This is a genomic window from Homoserinimonas aerilata (genome assembly GCF_006716125.1).
Taxonomy (GTDB): Bacteria; Actinomycetota; Actinomycetes; order Actinomycetales; family Microbacteriaceae; genus Homoserinimonas; species Homoserinimonas aerilata.
This window is the reverse complement of sequence record NZ_VFOM01000001.1, coordinates 1045224-1064989: the sequence shown is the minus strand read 5'-3', so window position 1 is coordinate 1064989 and position 19766 is coordinate 1045224. Positions and strand designations below refer to the sequence as shown.

At 65.4% G+C, this 19766-nt stretch carries 17 protein-coding genes and 4 tRNA genes; 8 read left to right on the top strand and 13 right to left on the bottom strand.

Annotation, left to right across the window (positions count from 1 at the left end; genetic code table 11):
* Nucleotides 1-23 precede the first annotated feature (23 nt).
* From FB562_RS05010 to FB562_RS05000, 3 genes are all read right to left on the bottom strand, one after another.
* Nucleotides 24-98 (bottom strand) — tRNA-Val (locus FB562_RS05010).
* A gap of 20 nt (nt 99-118) precedes the next feature.
* Nucleotides 119-189 (bottom strand) — tRNA-Cys (locus FB562_RS05005).
* Between the two features lie 35 nt (nt 190-224).
* Nucleotides 225-296: transfer RNA gene (locus tag FB562_RS05000), tRNA-Gly, on the bottom strand.
* 136 nt (nt 297-432) lie between these two features.
* Here FB562_RS05000 and FB562_RS04995 point away from each other — a divergent pair.
* Nucleotides 433-508 (top strand) — tRNA-Val (locus FB562_RS04995).
* Between the two features lie 20 nt (nt 509-528).
* On the opposite strand, the gene FB562_RS04990 is transcribed toward FB562_RS04995, so the two are convergent.
* From FB562_RS04990 to zapE, 3 genes are all read right to left on the bottom strand, one after another.
* Nucleotides 529-1407: a hypothetical protein gene (locus FB562_RS04990; protein WP_141880136.1), complete on the bottom strand. Its 879-nt coding sequence runs from the start codon at nt 1405-1407 to the stop codon at nt 529-531.
* A gap of 101 nt (nt 1408-1508) precedes the next feature.
* On the bottom strand, nt 1509-2714 hold the full coding sequence (locus FB562_RS04985) for an ammonium transporter (RefSeq protein WP_141880135.1): 1206 nt from the start codon (nt 2712-2714) through the stop codon (nt 1509-1511).
* Between the two features lie 206 nt (nt 2715-2920).
* Nucleotides 2921-3967, bottom strand: coding sequence for a cell division protein ZapE (gene zapE / locus FB562_RS04980; protein WP_246081341.1), 1047 nt, complete (start codon nt 3965-3967; stop codon nt 2921-2923).
* Between the two features lie 154 nt (nt 3968-4121).
* Here zapE and FB562_RS04975 point away from each other — a divergent pair, with 154 nt between their 5' ends.
* Nucleotides 4122-5021, top strand: a complete 900-nt coding sequence (locus FB562_RS04975; protein ID WP_141880134.1) for a sulfurtransferase — start codon at nt 4122-4124, stop codon at nt 5019-5021.
* Nucleotides 5022-5085: 64 nt separating this feature from the next.
* Complete coding sequence (locus FB562_RS04970) at nt 5086-5547, top strand: SufE family protein (protein WP_141880133.1); 462 nt, start codon at nt 5086-5088, stop codon at nt 5545-5547.
* On the opposite strand, the gene FB562_RS04965 is transcribed toward FB562_RS04970, so the two are convergent.
* Entirely contained in the window at nt 5504-6706 is a 1203-nt protein-coding gene (locus FB562_RS04965; RefSeq protein ID WP_141880132.1) for an alpha/beta hydrolase, read from the bottom strand. The genes FB562_RS04970 and FB562_RS04965 overlap by 44 nt on opposite strands.
* Nucleotides 6707-6728: 22 nt before the next feature.
* Between FB562_RS04965 and FB562_RS04960 the strand changes: the two genes are divergently transcribed.
* From FB562_RS04960 to FB562_RS04945, 4 genes are all read left to right on the top strand, one after another.
* Complete coding sequence (locus FB562_RS04960) at nt 6729-7328, top strand: DUF3000 domain-containing protein (protein WP_141880131.1); 600 nt, start codon at nt 6729-6731, stop codon at nt 7326-7328.
* The gene (locus FB562_RS04955; RefSeq protein WP_141880130.1) at nt 7318-8541 is read left to right on the top strand and encodes an HRDC domain-containing protein; all 1224 of its coding nucleotides are present in this window, start codon (nt 7318-7320) and stop codon (nt 8539-8541) included. Before FB562_RS04960 ends, FB562_RS04955 begins: the two co-directional genes overlap by 11 nt.
* Nucleotides 8542-8615: 74 nt before the next feature.
* Entirely contained in the window at nt 8616-9815 is a 1200-nt protein-coding gene (locus tag FB562_RS04950) for a thiolase family protein (RefSeq protein WP_141880129.1), read from the top strand.
* Nucleotides 9816-11951 (top strand): 3-hydroxyacyl-CoA dehydrogenase NAD-binding domain-containing protein, encoded by a 2136-nt coding sequence (locus tag FB562_RS04945; RefSeq protein WP_141880128.1) that lies wholly within the window; start codon nt 9816-9818, stop codon nt 11949-11951.
* A 55-nt stretch (nt 11952-12006) separates the two neighbouring features.
* On the opposite strand, the gene dxs is transcribed toward FB562_RS04945, so the two are convergent.
* The 5 genes from dxs to dut all read right to left on the bottom strand — a co-directional run bounded on the left by dxs (nt 12007) and on the right by dut (nt 18864).
* The gene (dxs, locus tag FB562_RS04940) at nt 12007-13950 is read right to left on the bottom strand and encodes a 1-deoxy-D-xylulose-5-phosphate synthase (RefSeq protein WP_141880127.1); all 1944 of its coding nucleotides are present in this window, start codon (nt 13948-13950) and stop codon (nt 12007-12009) included.
* Nucleotides 13951-13959: 9 nt separating this feature from the next.
* Nucleotides 13960-16770: an aconitate hydratase AcnA gene (acnA, locus tag FB562_RS04935; RefSeq protein ID WP_141881089.1), complete on the bottom strand. Its 2811-nt coding sequence runs from the start codon at nt 16768-16770 to the stop codon at nt 13960-13962.
* Between the two features lie 237 nt (nt 16771-17007).
* Nucleotides 17008-17772 (bottom strand): DUF3159 domain-containing protein, encoded by a 765-nt coding sequence (locus FB562_RS04930; protein ID WP_185740459.1) that lies wholly within the window; start codon nt 17770-17772, stop codon nt 17008-17010.
* 1 nt (nt 17773) lies between these two features.
* Complete coding sequence (locus FB562_RS04925) at nt 17774-18409, bottom strand: DUF3710 domain-containing protein (RefSeq protein ID WP_141880125.1); 636 nt, start codon at nt 18407-18409, stop codon at nt 17774-17776.
* Complete coding sequence (gene dut / locus FB562_RS04920; RefSeq protein WP_141880124.1) at nt 18406-18864, bottom strand: dUTP diphosphatase; 459 nt, start codon at nt 18862-18864, stop codon at nt 18406-18408. Before dut ends, FB562_RS04925 begins: the two co-directional genes overlap by 4 nt.
* A gap of 94 nt (nt 18865-18958) precedes the next feature.
* On the opposite strand from dut, the gene FB562_RS04915 reads away from it, so the two are divergent.
* Nucleotides 18959-19405: a DUF3093 domain-containing protein gene (locus FB562_RS04915; RefSeq protein ID WP_141880123.1), complete on the top strand. Its 447-nt coding sequence runs from the start codon at nt 18959-18961 to the stop codon at nt 19403-19405.
* A gap of 22 nt (nt 19406-19427) precedes the next feature.
* Here FB562_RS04915 and FB562_RS04910 read toward each other — a convergent pair whose 3' ends face one another.
* Nucleotides 19428-19721, bottom strand: coding sequence for a DUF4193 domain-containing protein (locus FB562_RS04910; RefSeq protein ID WP_141881088.1), 294 nt, complete (start codon nt 19719-19721; stop codon nt 19428-19430).
* Nucleotides 19722-19766: the final 45 nt, after the last annotated feature.

The window sequence follows — 19766 nt, the reverse complement described above, 5'->3', positions numbered from 1 at the left end:
GTGTCCGGGGGCTTTCGTGATGGTGGTGGGCGATACTGGGATCGAACCAGTGACCTCTTCCGTGTCAGGGAAGCGCGCTACCGCTGCGCCAATCGCCCAGGTGAACCTGAGTTGAGTGAGGTGGCGACGGGATTCGAACCCGTGTGGACGGCTTTGCAGGCCGCTGCCTCGCCTCTCGGCCACGCCACCATGGTGGGTCCCCACGAAGCGTGAGACTTCACTCGAGCGGATGACGAGATTCGAACTCGCGACCCCAACCTTGGCAAGGTTGTGCGCTACCACTGCGCCACATCCGCATTTGCGCGCATTTCTGCGTGCTGCATGACTCTAACCGATGATTCCCGCGCACACCAAACTGAGCGTCTTTCGGCGTGGCGCGCCGCGCTTTCGATGGCATCGGCGCGGCAAAAGCTATGGCAAGATTGTGTGCGCGGGCGATTGGCGCAGTTGGTAGCGCGCTTCCTTCACACGGAAGAGGTCATCGGTTCGAGTCCGGTATCGCCCACCATCTGATGGCTGTCACAGCACTCATCGCATCCGCTTGTAAGCCTGCGCCAGCAGCATGGTGACGATATACGCGTAGGCCAATGAGGCGAGTCCAAGCAGCACTTCGGCAATCAGTAGGCCGGGCTGCCCGGTGAAGAGAAGGCCCCGGCTGCGTTCGAGGAGCCCGACTGCGACGAGGCCAGCACCGACGCCAGCGACTCCGGACACGCAGACGATACGCCCGAGGCTCTTCGCGTCCGTGCGCCTGCCACCGCGAAGCAGCCAGCCGGCCAGCAGGCCGGCCACCGCGCCGACGATCGCTGCGGTGCCCGGTTCGAGGAACGCCGCCGAAGCAGTCGCTGCTGCGAGGCCGGCGCTGGAGCTCGCACAGAGCGTTGCGGGGTCCAGAGGTATCCGCCGGGCCGGAATGGCAGGGAGGGAGCCGCCCAGAACGGCACAGACCGACATCAGCGTGGTGTTCACCAGGATCGTCAGCGACAAGTCATTCAGGACGTGTTCGACAGACATGAGCCAGAGCGCCCACCCGACGGTCACGATGACGACGACCATGAGCATCCGGGCGCGAGGAATCACAGTCCACTCGATTGCCGCATGCACCGTCTGGCGGCGGAACACGTGCTCGACCGCAAGGGCGGCCCCCGAGAGGGAGAGGAACACGGGGACTGCTCCTCCGAAGTCGAGCGGTTCGGCATCGAGCATCGACGAGACGGGCGACCATACTGCCCCGGGCCAGGCGAACTGCGCCAACAACGGCAGGTACACCAGCAGAAACCATACGGTCGCGGGCAGAACGGACCTGCGTCCGTGCCGGCGCTCCGACAGGACCATCGCGAACATTCCCGCAACGGCCAAGCCCAGAGCGGCGAGGAGCGCGATGAGAAGCGGTGAGCTCGTCTGCATTCGCCCTCCTTAGCCCTCGGGGAAGAGACTAGCGGCGTGTGGCGAGCAACTGCGGCGGGGCGCCATCCTCCCGGACGGCGCCCCAACCCCTGCCAGTGGTTCTACACGGTCTCGAGCGCGTAGCCCTCCTCGCCGTGGACGGTCGTGTCGATGCCTGCGATCTCATCCTCGTTCTTGACCCGGAAACCGAGAGTCTTCTCGATGGCGAAGCCGAGCACGAGTGCCACCACGAAGGAGTAGATCAGCACGCCGAGGGCGGCGATGAGTTGGACAGCGAGCTGGCCGAAGTCGCCGCCGGTGAAGAGACCGGTGTCGATGGCGAAGAACCCGAGGAAGAGTGTTCCGATGAGTCCTCCGACGAGGTGGATGCCGACGACGTCCAGCGAATCGTCGAAGCCGAGCTTGAACTTCAGTTCGACGGCGAGAGCGCAGACCGCGCCGGCGAGGATACCGAGCACGATCGCCCAGCCCGGCTCGAGGTTGGCACATGACGGCGTGATCGCGACGAGGCCTGTCACCGCGCCGGACCCGGCGCCCACCGCGGTGGCCTTGCCGTCCTTGATCTTCTCGACGACGAGCCAGCCGAGGATTGCGGCAGCTGTGGCTCCAAGCGTGTTCACGACGATGAGGCCCACTCCGGCGAGATCGTTGGCGAACTCGGCTCCCGCATTGAAGCCGAACCAACCGAACCAGAGGATGGATGCCCCGAGCAGCACGAGCGGCACGTTGTGCGGCTTGTGTGCACCCTTCTGAAAAACGACCCGCTTGCCGAGCACGAGAGCGAGCGCGAGCGCCGCGGCACCAGCATTGATGTGGACGGCGGTTCCGCCGGCATAGTCGATCACGGCGGGGAGCCCGAGGGTGTCACCGAGGTTCAGGATCCAACCACCACCCCAGACCCAGGCCGCGACCGGGAAGTACACGATGGTCGCCCAGAGGCCGGCGAAGATCATCCAGGACCCGAACTTGGCACGGTCTGCGATCGCCCCGGAGATGAGGGCGACGGTGATGATCGCGAAGGTCGCGCCGAAGGCGGCCCCGACGAGCGTCTCGTTGTCGGCGCCGGCGAGGCTGAAGTTCGCGAAGGGGTTGCCTGCGAAGTCCCACACGCCGTCAACCGCGGACATGTTGTAGCCGTACAGGATCCACAGCACGCCGATGAGGGCGAGCGATCCGAAGCTCATCATCATCATGCTGACCACGCTCTTCGCCTTGACCAGTCCGCCGTAGAAGAACGCGACGCCGGGGGTCATGAAGAGCACCAGGGCTGTGGCCGTAATGGCCCACGCAAGTTCGCCGGTGTCCATAGGAGTACCTCTCTCGATTCACAAGGGACGCAGCAAACGCCGTGCCTGCCGATGCGGGCGCCGTGCGGTGCTACGCCGCAAGTCTCATTCGAGGAGATTTCTGTGGGGAGCGCGCCCCGTTACGCGGGGGTTACAGCAAGCTCTCCCACGTAAACAGCATGTTTCGGGCCGCCACAGAACGACTGCGAATCGCCTGCGGCCCGCGGTCAGCTGAGCTGTCCGGAGGTGAGCGCGATGAGCCGGGAGACCGCCCTCAGATACTTCTTGCGATAACCACCGGCGAGCATGTCATCGGGAAAGATCTCGTCGAGGGGGGTTCCGCTGGCGAGCACCCGCACCTGGGCGTCGTAGAGCCTGTCGACGAAAGCCACGAATCGGAGCGCATCCGTCTGGTGGGTGAAAGCGTGCACGCCTCGCAATCCGATCGCCGCGAGTTCATCCACGAGCGTGACGTAGCGTGAGGGATGCACGCGGGAGAGCAGACCGAGGACCGCATCGAAGTCGTCCATCGTGGTCGGGCCGTCCACGTCGGCCACCAGCTCGTCGAGCTCTTCGTCGGGGATGACCATGGCATGACCGGAGTTGTCGCGATGCCTGAAGTCGACCCCGTCGACCCGAAGGGTCGTGAAACGGGAGGCGAGCGCGTCGATCTCTCGAAGAAAGTCCTGCGCGGCGAAGCGCCCTTCGCCGAGGGCGTTCGGAGGGGTGTTGGACGTTGCCGCGATGCGGGTTCCGGATGCGACGAGCTCACCGAGCAGCCGCGACATCAGTCGCGTGTCTCCCGGGTCGTCCAGTTCGAACTCGTCGATGCACAGGAGTGTCGCCCCCCGCAGGGCGACGACCGTCTCTGCGTAGCCGAGCGCCCCCACCAGCGCGGTGTACTCGATGAAGGTGCCGAAGTACTTGCGCCCCTTCGCCATATGCCACAGCGATGCCAGAAGGTGGGTCTTACCGACGCCGAAGCCACCGTCGAGATAGATGCCGGGCTTGGCCTCCTCCGAGGACTTTCTGCGGCCGAACAGTCGACTCGGCCGACTCGAGGAGTTCGCGGCGAAGTTGCGGATGGCGGCGACCGCGGCGCCCTGTGACGGGTAGTCACGGTCCGGACGATAGTTGTCGAGGGAGGCTGCCAGGAACTGGCGCGGTGGCACCAGATGGGCGACCATCTGCTCGCCCCCCAGCGTGGTGTCGCGATCGAGGAGACTTCCCGGGGTCGCGCGCAGGCTACCGTCGGGAGAATGCTGAACTGTCACTGCGCGGGGCCCGTCTGTCGGCGAAAGAGTTATTCCCTCCTCCGGCCGTAACAGGTACGGAGCAGCGCCTACAGTCGTATGAGGGGACTTCCCAAGTTTAGCGAAGTCACATGTGCATCACGCCGCCCGCTCGGCGGCGGAACCGGAGGACAAGATGGCAGTTCAGGCCGACGCCGATCCGAAGTTCACGGACTACGCCCATCCGGAACGCCTTGTCAGCACCGAATGGCTCCAGGGCCAGCTGGGCTCCCCCGGCCTTGTCGTCGTCGAATCGGATGAAGACGTGCTGCTCTACGAGATCGGCCACATCCCCGGAGCCGTCAAGATCGACTGGCACACCGACCTCAACGACCCTGTCGAGCGTGACTACATCGATGGCGAGGCCTTCGCGGCGCTCTTGGGGTCAAAGGGGATATCGCGGGACACGACGGTCGTCGTCTATGGCGACAAGAGCAATTGGTGGGCCGCGTACGCGCTCTGGGTGTTCACCCTGTTCGGCCACGAGGATGTGCGCCTGCTTGACGGCGGACGAGCCAAGTGGGAGGCGGAGGGTCGCGAGATGACCGCAGCACCCGCTCAGCCGGTTCCCGTCGCCTACCCTGTCGTGGAGAGAGACGACACAGCCATCCGTGCCTTCAAGGAGGACGTCCTCAGCCACTTCGGCAGGCCTCTCATCGATGTGCGCTCCCCCGAGGAGTTCTCTGGTGAGCGCACGACGGCTCCCGCCTACCCGGAGGAGGGCGCACTCCGCGCCGGCCACATCCCCACCGCCCAGAATGTTCCATGGGGCAGGGCCGCCGAAGGCGATGGAACCTTCCGCCCGCGGTCCGAACTCGACGCTCTCTACCGAGACGAGGCCGGCATCGGCGACGAAGACGATGTCATCGCCTATTGCCGTATCGGCGAACGATCCGCGCACACCTGGTTCGTTCTGACCCACCTGCTCGGTCTCGACCGGGTGCGCAACTACGACGGCTCATGGACGGAGTGGGGATCGGCGGTACGGGTGCCGATCGTCACGGGAAGCGAACCCGGAGAGCTGCGTCGGCACTGATCCGTTCGCCGAGGGCTTGTCCGTCATCGACCTGCTCGCGCCCTGCAGTGGAATACTGGATCAGGTGACGACCGTCGAGACACCTGCAGCGCTGGAGGAGATCCGCGCCGAGTTCCTTGCCCTCGATCCGAATGACCGGCTCACCCTCCTGCTCGAGTTCTCTGCGGAACTCCCCGAGCTCCCGCCCCGCTATGCGGAGCATCCGGATCTCCTCGAGCAGGTCATCGAATGCCAGTCACCCGTGTTCATGTTCGTCGAGCTGGATGAGCACGGTATCGTGCATCTCCATGTGACGGCCCCGCGCGAGTCTCCGACGACCCGCGGCTTCGCCTCGATCCTCGCGCAGGGTCTGGAGGGGTTGAGCGCCGAGCAGGTGCTGGCGGTCCCCGACGACTATCCGAACACGATCGGACTCGCGAAGCTCATCAGCCCGCTGCGACTGCGCGGCATGAGCGCGCTGCTCGGACGCACCAAGCGCCAGATCAGAGAGAAGATGGCGGAAGCAGGCGCTGAAGCCACTCGCTGATCGCCCCGTTCCAGGCGTCGGTGTCGTAGTTCCAGATTCGGGTGTGGCCGGCGCCGGCGATCGCCGGGAACGTCACGATATCGGGCCGGGCCGCGGCGAGGGCACGGGATGCCGTGTCGGGGACGAAGGCATCACCAGAGCTGTGCAGAAGCAGCATCGGCAGCTCCAGTTCGACGGCGCGGGCCACGAAGTCGAGTCTCCGCAGATCGATCGGAGCGTGCTGTCCCGTGACGACGGAGCCCCACGGCCTGCTCAGGATCCGGAGTACGGCCCGCACGACCAGCGGCGGAATCCTGAGCGTGCCGGCCTGATGCCGGAGAGCCGTGACCCAGTCGACAACCGGCGAGTCGAGCACGATTCCTCGCACTGCGAAGGAGAGCCTTGACCGGGTTGCCGCCTGCAGCACAGTTGCGCCGCCCATCGACCAGCCCATGAGCACGATGTCGCGCGCGCCGTGGTCGATCGCGTACCGCATGGCCGATTCGACATCGAGCCACTCGATGTCGCCGAGGGCGTACCGTCCGTCTTCGCTCGGCGGCGCCACCCCGTCGTTCCTGTAGGAGATGAGCAGCGAGGTGAAGCCGGCATCATGGAACACGGGGATCGCACGAATCGTCTCCCGGCGGTCGACAGCGCGGCCGTGCACCTGGATGACCCAGCGACCGCCTGTGCCGCCTCCCGGCGCGGGGACCAGCCAGGCCGGTGCCGGGCCAAGTGTCGTGTCGATGAACACCTCGGAGTACTCGACTCCGAGAGGTTCAGGGCTCCTGTAGTACCAGCCGGAGAGGCGGCACTTCATCCCGACCGCAGGTGTGCCCTTGTCGATCCCCTCGAGGCGCCGGGTCACAGAGTCCCGCCCCCGCGAGACGACATCGCCGACACGCGCATGCCCGCGTTCAGCGTCGAACCACAGCCCATAGCGGCCCGCCAGAAGCGATTCCGGGCTCTCACTCAGGGTGACCGTTCCGGCCTTCTCATCGATGTGGACGATGCGGATGTCTTGGGCACGTCGACGAGGCGGCGTGATGACGTACCTGGCGATCGCGAAGGTGGCGACGGCCGTGCCCACGGCCGCCAGGCCGGCAGCAGTTGCAGCAACGATTCCCGCACGGTGCCATGAACGACTGCGGATGTCGGCGTGCCTTCGTGAATCCCTCACGGTTGAACTTTAGTCTTCACTCGTGCCCGAAACAGTTACAGCTCCCTCGGCTCCGGCCTCCTTCGTCGAGGCGGTCGAGGCGATCAGGCGCGCCGCCCACCGTTCGGAGTTGACGGTCACCGAGATCCCCGCGCCCTCCAATCTTGCGCCCTTCGCCTTCGCCCTCTCCGCAGATGTGACCCCGGCCCGGCACGGTGCCGATTCAGAACTCGGCACCGGCCGCTTCGTCCTCCTGCATGACCCCGCCATGCCTGAAGCCTGGTCTGGCGAGTTCAGGGTCGTCTGCTTCGTGCAGGCGCCCCTTGAGACCGACATCGGCATCGATCCATTCCTCGCGGATGTCGCCTGGTCGTGGCTCGTCGATGCGCTCGCCGCACGGGGAGCGCGCTACGAACACGCATCCGGCACGGCGACCAAGGTGCTGTCGAGCGGATACGGCGAACTCGCCGATCATGGCGACGGGGCGCAGATCGAGCTCAGGGCATCGTGGACCCCCCAGGATTCGGATGTCACGGCGCACGTAGAAGGATGGGGTGAGCTTCTGTGCATGCTCGCGGGGCTTCCGCCCGCCATAGAAGGCGTCACATCCCTCACGGCACGACGGGCAGCGCGTGAACAGTAGCCCGCAGGCGGATACGCAGCCGCATCACGTCATCGCCACCCGCGAGGAGTATCTCGACGCCGTCGCGCGCATCGCCTCGGGAACAGGGCCCATCGCCGTCGACGCGGAACGGGCATCCGGCTATCGATTCTCGCAACGGGCGTACCTGATCCAGCTCTTCCGGCGCGATGCCGGAACGTTCCTCTTCGATCCTCCCGCCGTCGGCTCATTCTCCGAACTGAATGACGCGATCTCCGGCGAGGAATGGATCTTCCACGCCGCAAGTCAGGATCTCGACTGCCTGCGCGAGGTCGGCCTCGACCCGACGCGTATCTTCGACACCGAGCTCGGCGCCCGTCTTGCGGGCCTACCCCGGGTAGGGCTGGGCACCGTTGTGGAGTCGCTCCTCGGCATCCACCTGGCCAAGGAGCATTCGGCGGCTGACTGGTCAACCCGCCCCCTCCCGGAGTCGTGGCTCGTCTATGCGGCGCTCGACGTTGAACTGCTCGTCGACCTGCGCGAAGCGGTCGGGAGGCTCCTCGACGACGCGGGCAAGGGCGCCATTGCGGAGCAGGAATTCGCCAATGTGCTCACTCAGGAGCATCGCCCCAGCTCTCGAGGGGAGGGCTGGCGCCGTCTCTCAGGCGCGCACTCCATCAGGGGCGGCCGCAACCTCGCCGTCGCCAAGGAACTCTGGGAGGCGCGCGACCGCTATGCCCGCGAGATCGACACCGCGCCCGGGCGGCTCGTGCCGGATGCAGCCCTGGTCGCCGCGGCCAAGGCCATGCCGTCATCCAAGGCCGAGCTTGCGGCGCTCAAAGAATTCACGGGCCGAGCAAGCAGATCTGAGCTCGGTCGCTGGTGGGAGGCCATCGAGGCAGGCCGTGCCGCAGAGCAGTTCCCCACCCTGCGCGGAAACGGTGACTCGCTCCCCCCGCCGAGATCGTGGTCGGATCGCAACCCTGAGGCAGATCTTCGCCTGAAGGCAGCGAAATCGGCCATGGCCGAGGCATCCGAGGAGATGGCGATCCCGGTCGAGAACCTGCTGACACCAGAAGCGCTGCGGCGTATCTCATGGTCACCGCCTCAGCCGGCCGGTGCCAGCGAGATCGGCGCGGCCCTTCTCGCGCTCGGTGCACGCCCGTGGCAGATTGACGTTACTGCACAGATAATCGAGCGCGCCTTTGTGGAGGCCAGCCAAGACAACGAGAACGATGAGGAATCGGCTTCGTAGAAAGAAGCAAACGATTCCAGCCCGTTTTTCGGCCAGCCTAGGATCAGGAGCAGACCTGATATCGAGGAGGCATTGTGGCCGAAAGACAAGAAGTCGTATTCGTGGACGGGGTTCGCACCCCGTTCGGTCGAGCCGGCGAAAAGGGAATGTACTGGAACACCCGTGCAGACGATCTCGTCGTCAAAGCCATGATCGGCCTGCTCGAGCGTAATCCGAGCGTCCCCAAGGATCGCATTGACGAGGTCGCCATCGCCGCGACCACGCAATCCGGAGATCAGGGCCTCACCCTCGGACGGAGCGCCGCCATCCTCGCCGGACTCCCCCAGTCTGTTCCGGGCTTCGCCATCGACCGGATGTGCGCGGGCGCGATGACCTCGGTCACGGCCCTTGCCGGCGGAATCGCCTTTGGCGCCTACGATCTGGCCATCGCCGGCGGTGTGGAACACATGGGGCACCATCCGATGGGCTCGGGCGTCGACCCGAACCCGCGATTCGTCGCGGAGAAGCTCGTCAACGCCGAGGCGCTCAACATGGGGAACACCGCGGAGAAGATTCACGATCGCTTCCCCGCCCTCACCAAGGAGCGTGCCGACCGTTTCGCCCTGGCGAGCCAGCAGAAGGTCGCAGCAGCCTACGCAGCGAACAAGATTCAGCCCGACCTCGTGCCTGTCGCCATCAAGACGGCGAACGGATGGGGGTTGGCGACCCGCGATGAGGCGCCACGACCCGAGACCACCATGGAGGGACTCGCTGGTCTGAAGACGCCTTTCCGCCCTCACGGCCGGGTCACGGCCGGCAACTCCTCCGGGCTCAACGACGGAGCGACCGTGAGCCTTCTGGCCAGCGCCGACGCGGCGAAGGAGCTCGGGCTTGCGCCCAAGATGCGGCTCGTCAGCTTCGCCTTCGCCGGCGTGGAGCCCGAGATCATGGGCATCGGCCCCATCCCGTCGACCGAGAAGGCACTGAAGAAGGCCGGGCTGAGCATCGACGACATCGGCCTCTTCGAACTGAACGAGGCCTTCGCCGTGCAGGTTCTCTCCCTGCTCGATCACTTCGGCATCGACGACGAGGACCCGAGGGTCAACATGTGGGGCGGTGCGATCGCGATCGGGCATCCTCTCGCATCCTCAGGCGTTCGCCTGATGCTTCAGCTCGCCCGCCAGTTCGAGGAACATCCCGAGGTCCGCTACGGCCTCACCGCCATGTGCGTCGGTCTCGGGCAGGGCGGTTCGGTTATCTGGGAGAACCCCCACTACGCAGGGAAGGGCAAGTAGATGACGACCCGATTTGATGACTTGAAGGCCATGTCCGGCGACGAGGTTGTCACACATTCCCTCGTGAGCGACATCCCGCTCGCCGGCGGCAGAGTCCTCGCGCTCGTGACACTCGACAACGGTCGGGATCACACCAGACCGAACACGTTCGGCGCACTCGGCCTCCTGGAGTTCGCCGAGACCATTGATGGGCTTCACAAGCGAGCGGCGAGCGGCGAGATCCACGCCGTGGCCGTCACCGGAAAGCAGTACATCCTCGCGGCGGGTGCCGATCTCAGCAAGGTCGGCGAGATCCCGAGCAGGGATGCGGCGCGCCAGCTGGCACAACTCGGACATCACGCACTCGGCAAGCTTCACGGCCTCGGCGTTCCGACGTTCGCGTTCATCAACGGGCTCGCCCTCGGCGGCGGCCTTGAGGTCGCCCTGCACGCCGACTACCGCACTATCGACCTTGCCGGAGCGGGCGTTGCGCTGCCCGAGGTGTTCCTTGGAATCATCCCCGGGTGGGGCGGCGCTTGGCTTCTGCCGAACCTCATCGGTATCGAGAACGCACTCAAGGTCGTCATCGAGAACCCCCTCAAGAACAACACCATGCTGAAGCCGAAGCAGGCCTTCGACATGGGTATCGCGGATGCCGCATTCGGCCCCGCAAACTTCTTGGAGGAGTCGATCCGCTGGGCCGACGGCGTCATCTCCGGTTCCACCAAGGTCAAGCGGTCCAACGAACCGGGCAAGATCGAGCGCGCCGTCAAATGGGACATCGCGATCGGTATCGCCGAGAAGATGCTGAAGAGCCGCATCGGTTCGATCGCGAAGTCTCCCTACGCAGCCCTGGAGCTGCTCAAGGCCGCGAAGAACACCGACCGTGAGACCGGATTCGCCGCAGAGGACGAGAAGCTCTCCGAGTTGATCGCCGGCGACCAGTTCGTCGCGAGCATCTACGCCTTCAACCTTGTGCAGAAGCGCGCCAAGAAGCCCGCAGGTGCCCCTGACAAGACGCTGGCGAAGCCGATCACGAAGATCGGCGTCATCGGGGCTGGCCTCATGGCACAGCAGTTCGCGCTGCTGTTCGTGCGACGACTCAAGGTCCCCGTCGTGATCACCGACATCTCACAGGAGCAGATCGACAAGGGCATCGGGTACATCCACGGTGAGATCGACAAGCTACTGGAGAAGGGTCGTGTGTCATCCGACGACGCGAACCGCCTCAAGGCCCTCGTCACCGGAACCACCGACAAGTCACAGTTCTCAGATGCAGACTGGGTGATCGAGGCGATCTTCGAACAACTCGAAGCCAAGCAGGATGTGTTCGCCGAGATCGAGCAGCACGTCTCCGAGACCGCAGTTCTGGCTACGAACACCTCCTCGCTCTCGGTGGCACAGATCGGTGCGAAGCTCGCTCACCCGGAACGCCTCGTCGGCTTCCACTTCTTCAACCCGGTGGCGGTCATGCCACTGATCGAGGTCGTCAGGACGCCGCACACCAACGACGAGACGCTGAGCACGGCCATGGTCACCGCGGGCAAGCTGTTCAAGACCGCAGTGATCACCGCTGACACCCCGGGGTTCGTCGTCAACCGCATCCTGGCGAAGCTTCTCGGCGAGGCCATGCATGCGGTGGACACGGGAACCCCGTTCGAGGTCGTCAACCACGCACTCGACCCCTTCGGCCTGCCGATGACAGCCTTCGAGCTCCTTGAGCTCGTGGGTCTCAAGGTCGGTGCGCACGTGCTCGACACTCACCATGCGGCGTTCCCTGAGCGCTTCTTCGAGAGTGCGAACCTGCACCGGCTCGCCGAGCACGGCCGCATCTTCGATCGTGACGGCAAGGGCAAGATCAAGGGCTTCGACAAGAAGGCTGTCGAGATCGTCGCAGGTGGCAGCTCCCCCATGACGGCAGAGCAGATTCTTCGTCGGGTCGAGGATGGCCTTGCCGACGAGATCAAGCGGATGCTCGACGACGGCGTGGTCTCTGCCGCAGAAGACATCGATCTGTGCCTCATTCTGGGTGCCGGCTGGCCGTTCCAGATGGGCGGGGCGACCCCCTATCTGGACCGTGTGGGAGCATCCGAACGCGTGTTCGGCAGCACATTCCACTCACCGGCCATCCGCGGAGTGGACGAGCAGCGCGGCTGATGATCTGAAGAATGGCGAAGGCCCGGGCAAGACGCCCGGGCCTTCGCCATTGTTGCTAGTCCTGTGAGCTTATTCGCGGAGCCTCGAAGGCAACGTCAAGCAGGGGTCGGGCCACGGGAATGCGGCTCCCCAACACCTGTGCGACGAGGTTGCGCGTGATCGCCTGCGGGGTCAACCCGATCTGCTCCATGATCTCGCCACGGCTCGCGTGGTCGAGGAACTCGTCGGGAAGGCCCAGCTCGGTCACTGCGGTGTCCACTCCCGCGGCACGCAGGTCCTGGCGGAGTCGGGTGCCGATCCCCCCGACCTTGACCCCGTCTTCGATGGAGATGACGATCCGGTGCTCCGCTGCGAGGCCGATGATGCTCGTCGGAATGGGCACAACCCAGCGAGGGTCGACCACGGTGGCCCCGATTCCCTGGGCTGCGAGCCGCTCGGCGACCTGCAGTCCAAGCTCAGCCATGGGCCCAACCGTCATGATGAGTACGTCCTTGTGCGGTGCCTCGCGCAACACGTCCACGCCGTCTTCAGTGCGCCGCACCGCCTCGAACTCCGCACCGACGCTGCCCTTCGAGAACCGGATGACCGTGGGCGCATCATCCACGGCCACGGCCTCGCCGAGCTGCTCGCGGAGACGGCTCGCGTCGCGAGGGGCGCTCAGCCGGATGCCCGGGACAACCTGAAGGAGAGCGAGATCCCACATTCCGTGATGGCTGGGACCGTCGGGACCCGTGACCCCCGCCCGGTCGAGAACGAAGGTGACGCCCGCTCTGTGCAGGGCGACATCCATCAGGACCTGGTCGAAAGCGCGATTCATGAACGTTGCGTAGAGGGCCACAACGGGGTGCAGCCCGCCGAAGGCGAGCCCCGCCGCCGAGGTGACGGCGTGCTGCTCGGCGATGCCCACATCGAGGACGCGATCCGGGAACCGCGCAGCCAGCTTGTGCAGGCCAACGGGACGGAGCATGGCCGCCGTGATGCCGACGATTCGGGGGTTCTTCTCGGCGAGCGAGACAATCTCGTCGGCGAAGACGGAGGTCCAGGAGGGCGCCCCGGCGGCCTGGACCGGCTCGCCCGTTTCGGGATCGATCTGCCCCACCGCGTGGAACTGGTCGGCCTCGTCGGACATGGCCGGCTGGTACCCCCGGCCCTTCTGAGTGATCACGTGCACGATGACTGGGGCGGAGTACGCCTTGGCCTGCCGCAGCGCCTCGGTCAGCGCCGCGATGTCATGCCCGTCGATCGGGCCGAGGTACTTGATGTCGAGATTGGAGTAGAGCGCCTCATTGTTCGTGAAGCGGCTGAGGAAGCCGTGCAGGCCGCCTCGGACTCCACGATAGAGCGCCCGCGCGGGGGCCCCGAGGCGGTCGAAGAGGCGACGACTGGAGAAATAGAGGTCGCGGTACGAGGCCTTGGTGCGAACCCCGTTGAGGAATCGCGCCATCCCGCCGATGGTGGGCGCGTAGGAGCGGCCGTTGTCATTGACCACGATGACGAGGTTTCGGCTGTTGTCGTCGCTGATGTTGTTGAGGGCCTCCCACGTCATACCCCCCGTGAGCGCGCCGTCACCGACGACCGCCACGACCGTGCGATCCTCCTGCCCTGTCATCTCGAAGGCGCGGGAGATCCCATCCGCCCACGACAGGGAACTGGAGGCGTGGGAACTCTCGACGACGTCGTGCACCGACTCTGAGCGCTGCGGGTAGCCCGCCAGGCCGCCCTTCTGCCGGAGCCGGCTGAAGTCCTGGCGACCCGTAAGCAGCTTGTGCACATAGGACTGGTGACCCGTGTCGAAGATGATCGGGTCACGGGGCGACTCGAACACGCGATGGATCGCGATCGTCAACTCCACGACGCCGAGGTTCGGACCGAGATGTCCGCCGGTCTTGGCAACTTCGGCGATCAGGAACTGACGGACCTCCCCTGCCAGCTGAACCAGCTGTTCAGGGGAGAGCCCGTCGAGGTCCCGAGGACCCGTGATGGTCTCGAGAAGGCTCATGGTGAAAGCCTAGACGAGGCTCCTGAGCACGTACTGCAGGATGCCACCGTTGCGGTAATAGTCGGCCTCACCCGGTGTGTCGATCCGTACGACGGCGTCGAACTCGATCGTCTTCTTGCCGGCGGGCGAGTGCTCGCTGGGCTCGGCGACGACCTTCACAGTGCGCGGGGTCGTGCCCTCGTTGAGCTCGGTGAGACCGGAGATGCTGATGATCTCCGTGCCGTCGAGACCGAGCGACTCCCAGGTCTCCCCTGCCGGGAACTGGAGCGGGACGACACCCATGCCGATGAGGTTGGAGCGGTGAATGCGCTCGAAGGACTCCGTGATGACGGCCTTCACGCCCAGCAGGCTGGTTCCCTTGGCAGCCCAGTCACGCGACGATCCCGAGCCGTACTCCTTGCCGCCCAGGATGACGAGCGGGGTGCCCTGCTCCTGGTAGTTCTGCGAGGCGTCGTAGATGAACGACTGCGGAGCATCCGGCTGCGTGAAGTCGCGCGTGTAGCCGCCCTCGACACCATCGAGGAGCTGGTTCTTCAGGCGGATGTTCGCGAAGGTTCCGCGGATCATCACCTCGTGGTTGCCGCGGCGCGACCCGTAGGAGTTGAAGTCCTTGCGGTCGACATTGTGCTCCGCGAGGTAATGGCCCGCCGGGCTGTCTGCCTTGATCGAGCCGGCCGGGCTGATGTGGTCGGTGGTGACCGAGTCTCCCAGCTTTGCGAGGACGCGAGCGCTCGAGATGTCTGTGACGGGAGTCGTCTCGATCGTCATGCCGTCGAAATACGGAGGCTTGCGAACGTAAGTGGAATTCTCGTCCCACTCGAACACCTTGCCCGCGGGCGTCGGCAGCGAACGCCAGCGCTCGTCGCCCTCGAACACGCTGGAGTACTCGTGCGTGAACATCTCCGTGTCGATCGACGAGTCGATCGTGCGCTGAACCTCAGCAGAGTCGGGCCAGATGTCCTTGAGAAAGACGTCGTTGCCGTCGCCGTCCTTGCCCAGAGCATCCTGTTCGAAATCGAAGTTCATCGAACCGGCGAGGGCGTAGGCGATCACCAGAGGAGGGCTCGCCAGGTAGTTCATCTTGACGTCGGGGTTGATGCGACCCTCGAAGTTGCGGTTGCCCGAGAGCACGGCCGTCACAGCGAGATCGTTGTCGTTGATCGCGGCCGAGATCTCGTCTGCCAGCGGGCCCGAGTTGCCGATACAGGTGGTGCAGCCGTAGCCGACCGTGTAAAAGCCGAGGGCCTCGAGGTCGTCGGTGAGTCCAGCCTTGGCGTAGTAGTCGGTGACGACCTTTGACCCGGGGGCCAGCGTCGTCTTGACCCACGGCTTCGCCTTGAGGCCCTTCTTGGCCGCGTTACGGGCAAGAAGGCCTGCAGCGAGCATCACCGAAGGATTCGAGGTGTTGGTGCACGAGGTGATGGCGGCGATCGTGACCGCACCGTGGTCGAGCACGAACGACGAACCATCGTCGAGGGTGACGTTGGTGGGCTTGGACGCCGTGGACGGCGCGTGGCTCACATGCGAGTGGTGGTGCGTGTTGTGCTCGCTCTCGGGGCTGTTCCCGGGCGGGTCCGAAGCGGGGAAGGACTCGGAGGTCTCGAGGTCAACGAGGTCGTGCTCCGTTGCCGCGTAGTTGTTGAGATCGCTCTCAAACTGCGTCTTGGCGACGCTCAGCTCGATGCGGTCCTGCGGACGCTTCGGCCCGGCGATCGACGGCACGACCGTGGCGAGGTCGAGCTCGAGGTACTCGCTGAAGGCGGGTTCGACCGCGGGGTCGTGCCACAGGCCCTGAACCTTCGAGTAGGCCTCGACGAGCTTGACCTGCTCCTCGCTACGACCGGTGAGTCGCAGGTAGTCGAGCGTCACATCGTCGATGGGGAACATGGCGGCGGTCGAGCCGAACTCGGGGCTCATGTTGCCGATCGTGGCGCGGTTCGCGAGCGGAACCTCTGCGACGCCCTCGCCGTAGAACTCGACGAACTTGCCGACCACACCGTGCTTACGCAGCTGCTGCGTGATCGTGAGCACGACATCCGTGGCGGTGACACCCGTCGGGATGGAGCCGGAGAGCTTGAAGCCGACGACCTTGGGGATGAGCATCGACACAGGCTGGCCGAGCATCGCGGCCTCAGCCTCGATACCGCCGACGCCCCAGCCGAGCACGCCTAGGCCATTGACCATCGTCGTGTGTGAGTCGGTGCCCACGAGGGTGTCGGGGTACGCCTGGAGCGCGCCACCCACGGTGCGGGTGTAGGTCACGCGGGCGAGGTACTCGATGTTGACCTGGTGCACGATTCCGGTGCCCGGGGGAACGACCTTGAAGTCCTCGAACGCCGTCTGGCCCCAGCGCAGGAACTGGTAGCGCTCACCGTTGCGTTCGTACTCGATCTCGACGTTGCGCTCGAGCGCATCCTCGCTACCGAAGAGGTCGGCGATCACCGAGTGGTCGATGACGAGCTCTGCGGGCGCGAGAGGGTTGATCTTGGCGGGGTCGCCGCCGAGGTCGGCAACCGCTTCACGCATGGTCGCGAGGTCGACGATGCAGGGAACTCCGGTGAAGTCCTGCATGACGACGCGAGCCGGGGTGAACTGGATCTCGGTGTCAGGCTCCGCACTGGGAACCCAGGAGCCGAGGGCCTGGATCTGATCCTTGGTGACGTTCTTGCCGTCCTCGGTACGGAGGAGGTTCTCCAAGAGCACCTTGAGGCTGAACGGGAGCTTCTCGTGGCCGACGACCTTGTCGAGCCGGAAGATCTCGTAGTCGGTCTCGCCGACCTTAAGAGTGTCTCGTGAATCGAAACTGTTTACTGACGACATGGCGTCGACTCCCTTGCTGAGCGCTGTCTGGCGTGGCTGCTTCACCGCGAATCACTTGCAATCCTTGCGCGCGGATTCGATCGTCACCAGCAAGGCAAGCCTAAGTCCGATGATGGTGCGGGGCGATGCCTGTTCGCCATCAATTTATCTTGATATCAAGATAAATATACCATGTCGGATGCTCCCCCGACGGCAAGCACGCCGCGTGGCGGAAAGCCACGGGCCCGGCTCTGGGCCTCAGGCGGAATCGCCTCGTGAGCTCTCATCCGCACCCTCAGGAGCCTGGCGGGAGTACACGGTGCGCGCCAGAAGCCAGGTCACCCACAGAACCCCCGCATACAGCGGGACACCCATGAGCAGCTTCGTGGCGGCAAGCGCCTCGGTGCTGCTGGAGAAGTAGAGCGGTGCCTGCACCAGCAGGCGCGCGGAGAACAAACCGACCCAGAGCCAAGTGGCGACCGTGAGCACACGGCGCTTCGCCCGGTCGGCACGCCATTCGGTGAGCTCATTGGTCAGCAGCCCCACGATCAGCCCGATCAGCGGCCACCGAGTGACGAGGCTGATGAGAAGCACCACAACCGAGACGACATTGATGATGAGGCCGGGCACGAAATTGTCTTCAGCTCGCCCCGTGAACAGCGCGAACGCCGCCGAGATGGCGATCCCGATGAGTCCGGCGACGGCCGGCATCATCGTCGTACGCCCCAGCGCCCGCGTCACGACGAAGCCGACGGCGAGAACGACGGGTGCCAACACCGAGATGACGAGGTCCTGGGTGAAGGTGTAGGCGAGAAGGAAGCCGAAGCCGGGCAGGATCGACTCGACGAGTCCGCGGATGCCACCGACTGCGGCGAGAAGCGACGAGGTCGTCGGAACCTCTCCCGGCGCGACCTGCCCGATTCCGGCGCGCTTGGCTGCGCTCGCGAGGCCTTCCTTCAGAGCTTCGGCCGTGCTGTCATCCTGCCGGTCACGGTCGCCCGCTTGGGGGTAGGCGGAATCCACGCTAGGCCGTCGTCGTCGGGGTGGGCAGCTCCTGCCCACCGGTGCGCGGAACATTCAGCGGGATGAGATCGCGCGGTGGCATCGGGGTGCTCCCCCGGACCACGACGACGCTGCGGAACAGCTCCTCGATCTTTGCGGCCGCCTCGGCATCCACCACGCCCTGCCCTGCAATGACTCCGCGGAGGAACCAGCGCGGGCCATCGACACCGATGAAACGCGCCAAGCGACGCGTGCCCGCCTGTCCGGCGGCGTTCGCCGGAATCTCAGCCAGCAGCTCGGGGCCGAAGGGGCCCGTCGTCAGCTTGGTCGTTCCACCCTGCTTCGCGATCTGCTCGGAGATCTGCTGGCGGATCTCATGCCACAGGCCGCTCGAACGGGGTGCCGCGAACGGCTGGACCTGAAGCGTGGAGCCGGCATAATCGAGCCCGACAGCGACCACGCGCTTGCTGCCCTCCTCGACCTCGAGCCGAAGCTGGAGGCCCTCGCGCGGCAGGATCTTGATGCCGCCGAGGTCCACATACGGCCGAACGGGGTTCGCCTCAGCCTCGTCGAGGGGGCCGTTCTCTGCGCGATCAGCCGGAGCCGACTTCGCCTGCTCGTCTGTCGCGTCCGTTGATTCGGGGGTTGTGTCGCTCACTCCCTGGCTCCTTCTTCACTGTCTCGGTACCCTGTCGATCCGAATCCCGAGGTGCCGCGTGGGCTCTCGGAAAGACTGTCGACGGGGATGAACTCGGCTTGGACCACCGGCATGATCACGAGCTGCGCTATGCGGTCGCCGACTGCCACAGAGTACGGCACCGAAGCATCCGTGTTGATGAGGGTGACCCTGATCTCGCCGCGGTAGCCCGCATCCACCGTTCCCGGGGCGTTGACGATGCCGATGCCATGTCTGGCCGCAAGACCGCTCCGGGGCATGACGAAAGCCGCATAGCCCTCGGGCAGCGCAATCGAGGTCCCCGTTCCGACGGTGGCGCGGGCACCGGGGGCCAATTCGACCGCTTCGGAAGCCGTGAGGTCTGCGCCCGCGTCTTCGGGGTGCGCGTAAGACGGCAGGCGATCGCAGGTGATCGGTACGTGGATGCTTTCAGGCACGAGAAGAGGCTAGTGCAGATTCCCGGGTGCCTGCAGCACGGCCCAGAAGCAGCACATGTCACCGCCTCGACCCTGGATCTGGTCGAATAGAGGCATGACCCTTTACCGTGAACGGCTGTGGCCGTCCGTCGGACTGTTGGTGGCGCTCCTGCTTGTCGTGCCCGCCTGCATCCTTGTATTCCAGCCGATCAACCCGACGGTCGGCGTGATCGTCGCCATCGCGCTCTACCTGGGCAGCGCGCTCCTGCTCATCGTGACGTCGCCTGTGATCGAGGTCACGCGCGAGTCGCTGAAGGCCGGCCGCGCATCCCTTCCGATCGGCATGGTGGGTGATGCGACGGCGTATGAGGGCGAGGATGCGACGAAGCAGAGGGGCCCCGTGCTCGACACCCGGGCGTGGCTCGTCATTCGGGGCTGGATCCCACCGGTCGTTCGCATCGAGGTCGCCGATTCCGCCGATCCGACGCCCTACTGGCTCGTGTCAAGCAGACGGCCAGACGCTCTCGTGCAGGCGGTGGCCCAGGCGCGTTCAGGCGCCTGAGCCAGCCGGGCCGTACTCGGGATCAGGCAGCGCACTCCAGGCAGACCGCGCCGAGCTTCTCGGTGTGGTCGATCTGTGAGCGGTGCTTGACCAGGAAACAGCTGATGCAGGTGAACTCGTCGGCCTGCGGCGGGAGGACGACGACATCGAGGTCGAGGTCTGAGAGGTCTGCGCCGGGGAGCTCGAAGCCACCAGGATTGTCGGCATCGTCGGAGTCGACGACTCCCGACATCTTGTCTGGTACGCGCTCCTTCAGTGCCTCGATGCTCTCGGAGTCATCATCGGTCTTACGAGGTGCGTCGTAGTCGGTTGCCATGCCCATCCAGTTCTTGTGATCCGCCGAAAGTTCTCCATCGGCGGC

Bases quoted from the DNA above. Each gene is read 5' to 3' on its own strand.
- FB562_RS04910 (WP_141881088.1), bottom strand. From the start codon at position 19,721: ATGGCAACCGACTACGACGCACCTCGTAAGACCGATGATGACTCCGAG.
- FB562_RS04975 (WP_141880134.1), top strand. From the start codon at position 4,122: ATGGCAGTTCAGGCCGACGCCGATCCGAAGTTCACGGACTACGCCCAT.
- dxs (WP_141880127.1), bottom strand. From the start codon at position 13,950: ATGAGCCTTCTCGAGACCATCACGGGTCCTCGGGACCTCGACGGGCTC.
- FB562_RS04945 (WP_141880128.1), top strand. From the start codon at position 9,816: ATGACGACCCGATTTGATGACTTGAAGGCCATGTCCGGCGACGAGGTT.
- FB562_RS04915 (WP_141880123.1), top strand. From the start codon at position 18,959: ATGACCCTTTACCGTGAACGGCTGTGGCCGTCCGTCGGACTGTTGGTG.
- acnA (WP_141881089.1), bottom strand. From the start codon at position 16,770: ATGTCGTCAGTAAACAGTTTCGATTCACGAGACACTCTTAAGGTCGGC.
- FB562_RS04990 (WP_141880136.1), bottom strand. From the start codon at position 1,407: ATGCAGACGAGCTCACCGCTTCTCATCGCGCTCCTCGCCGCTCTGGGC.
- FB562_RS04985 (WP_141880135.1), bottom strand. From the start codon at position 2,714: ATGGACACCGGCGAACTTGCGTGGGCCATTACGGCCACAGCCCTGGTG.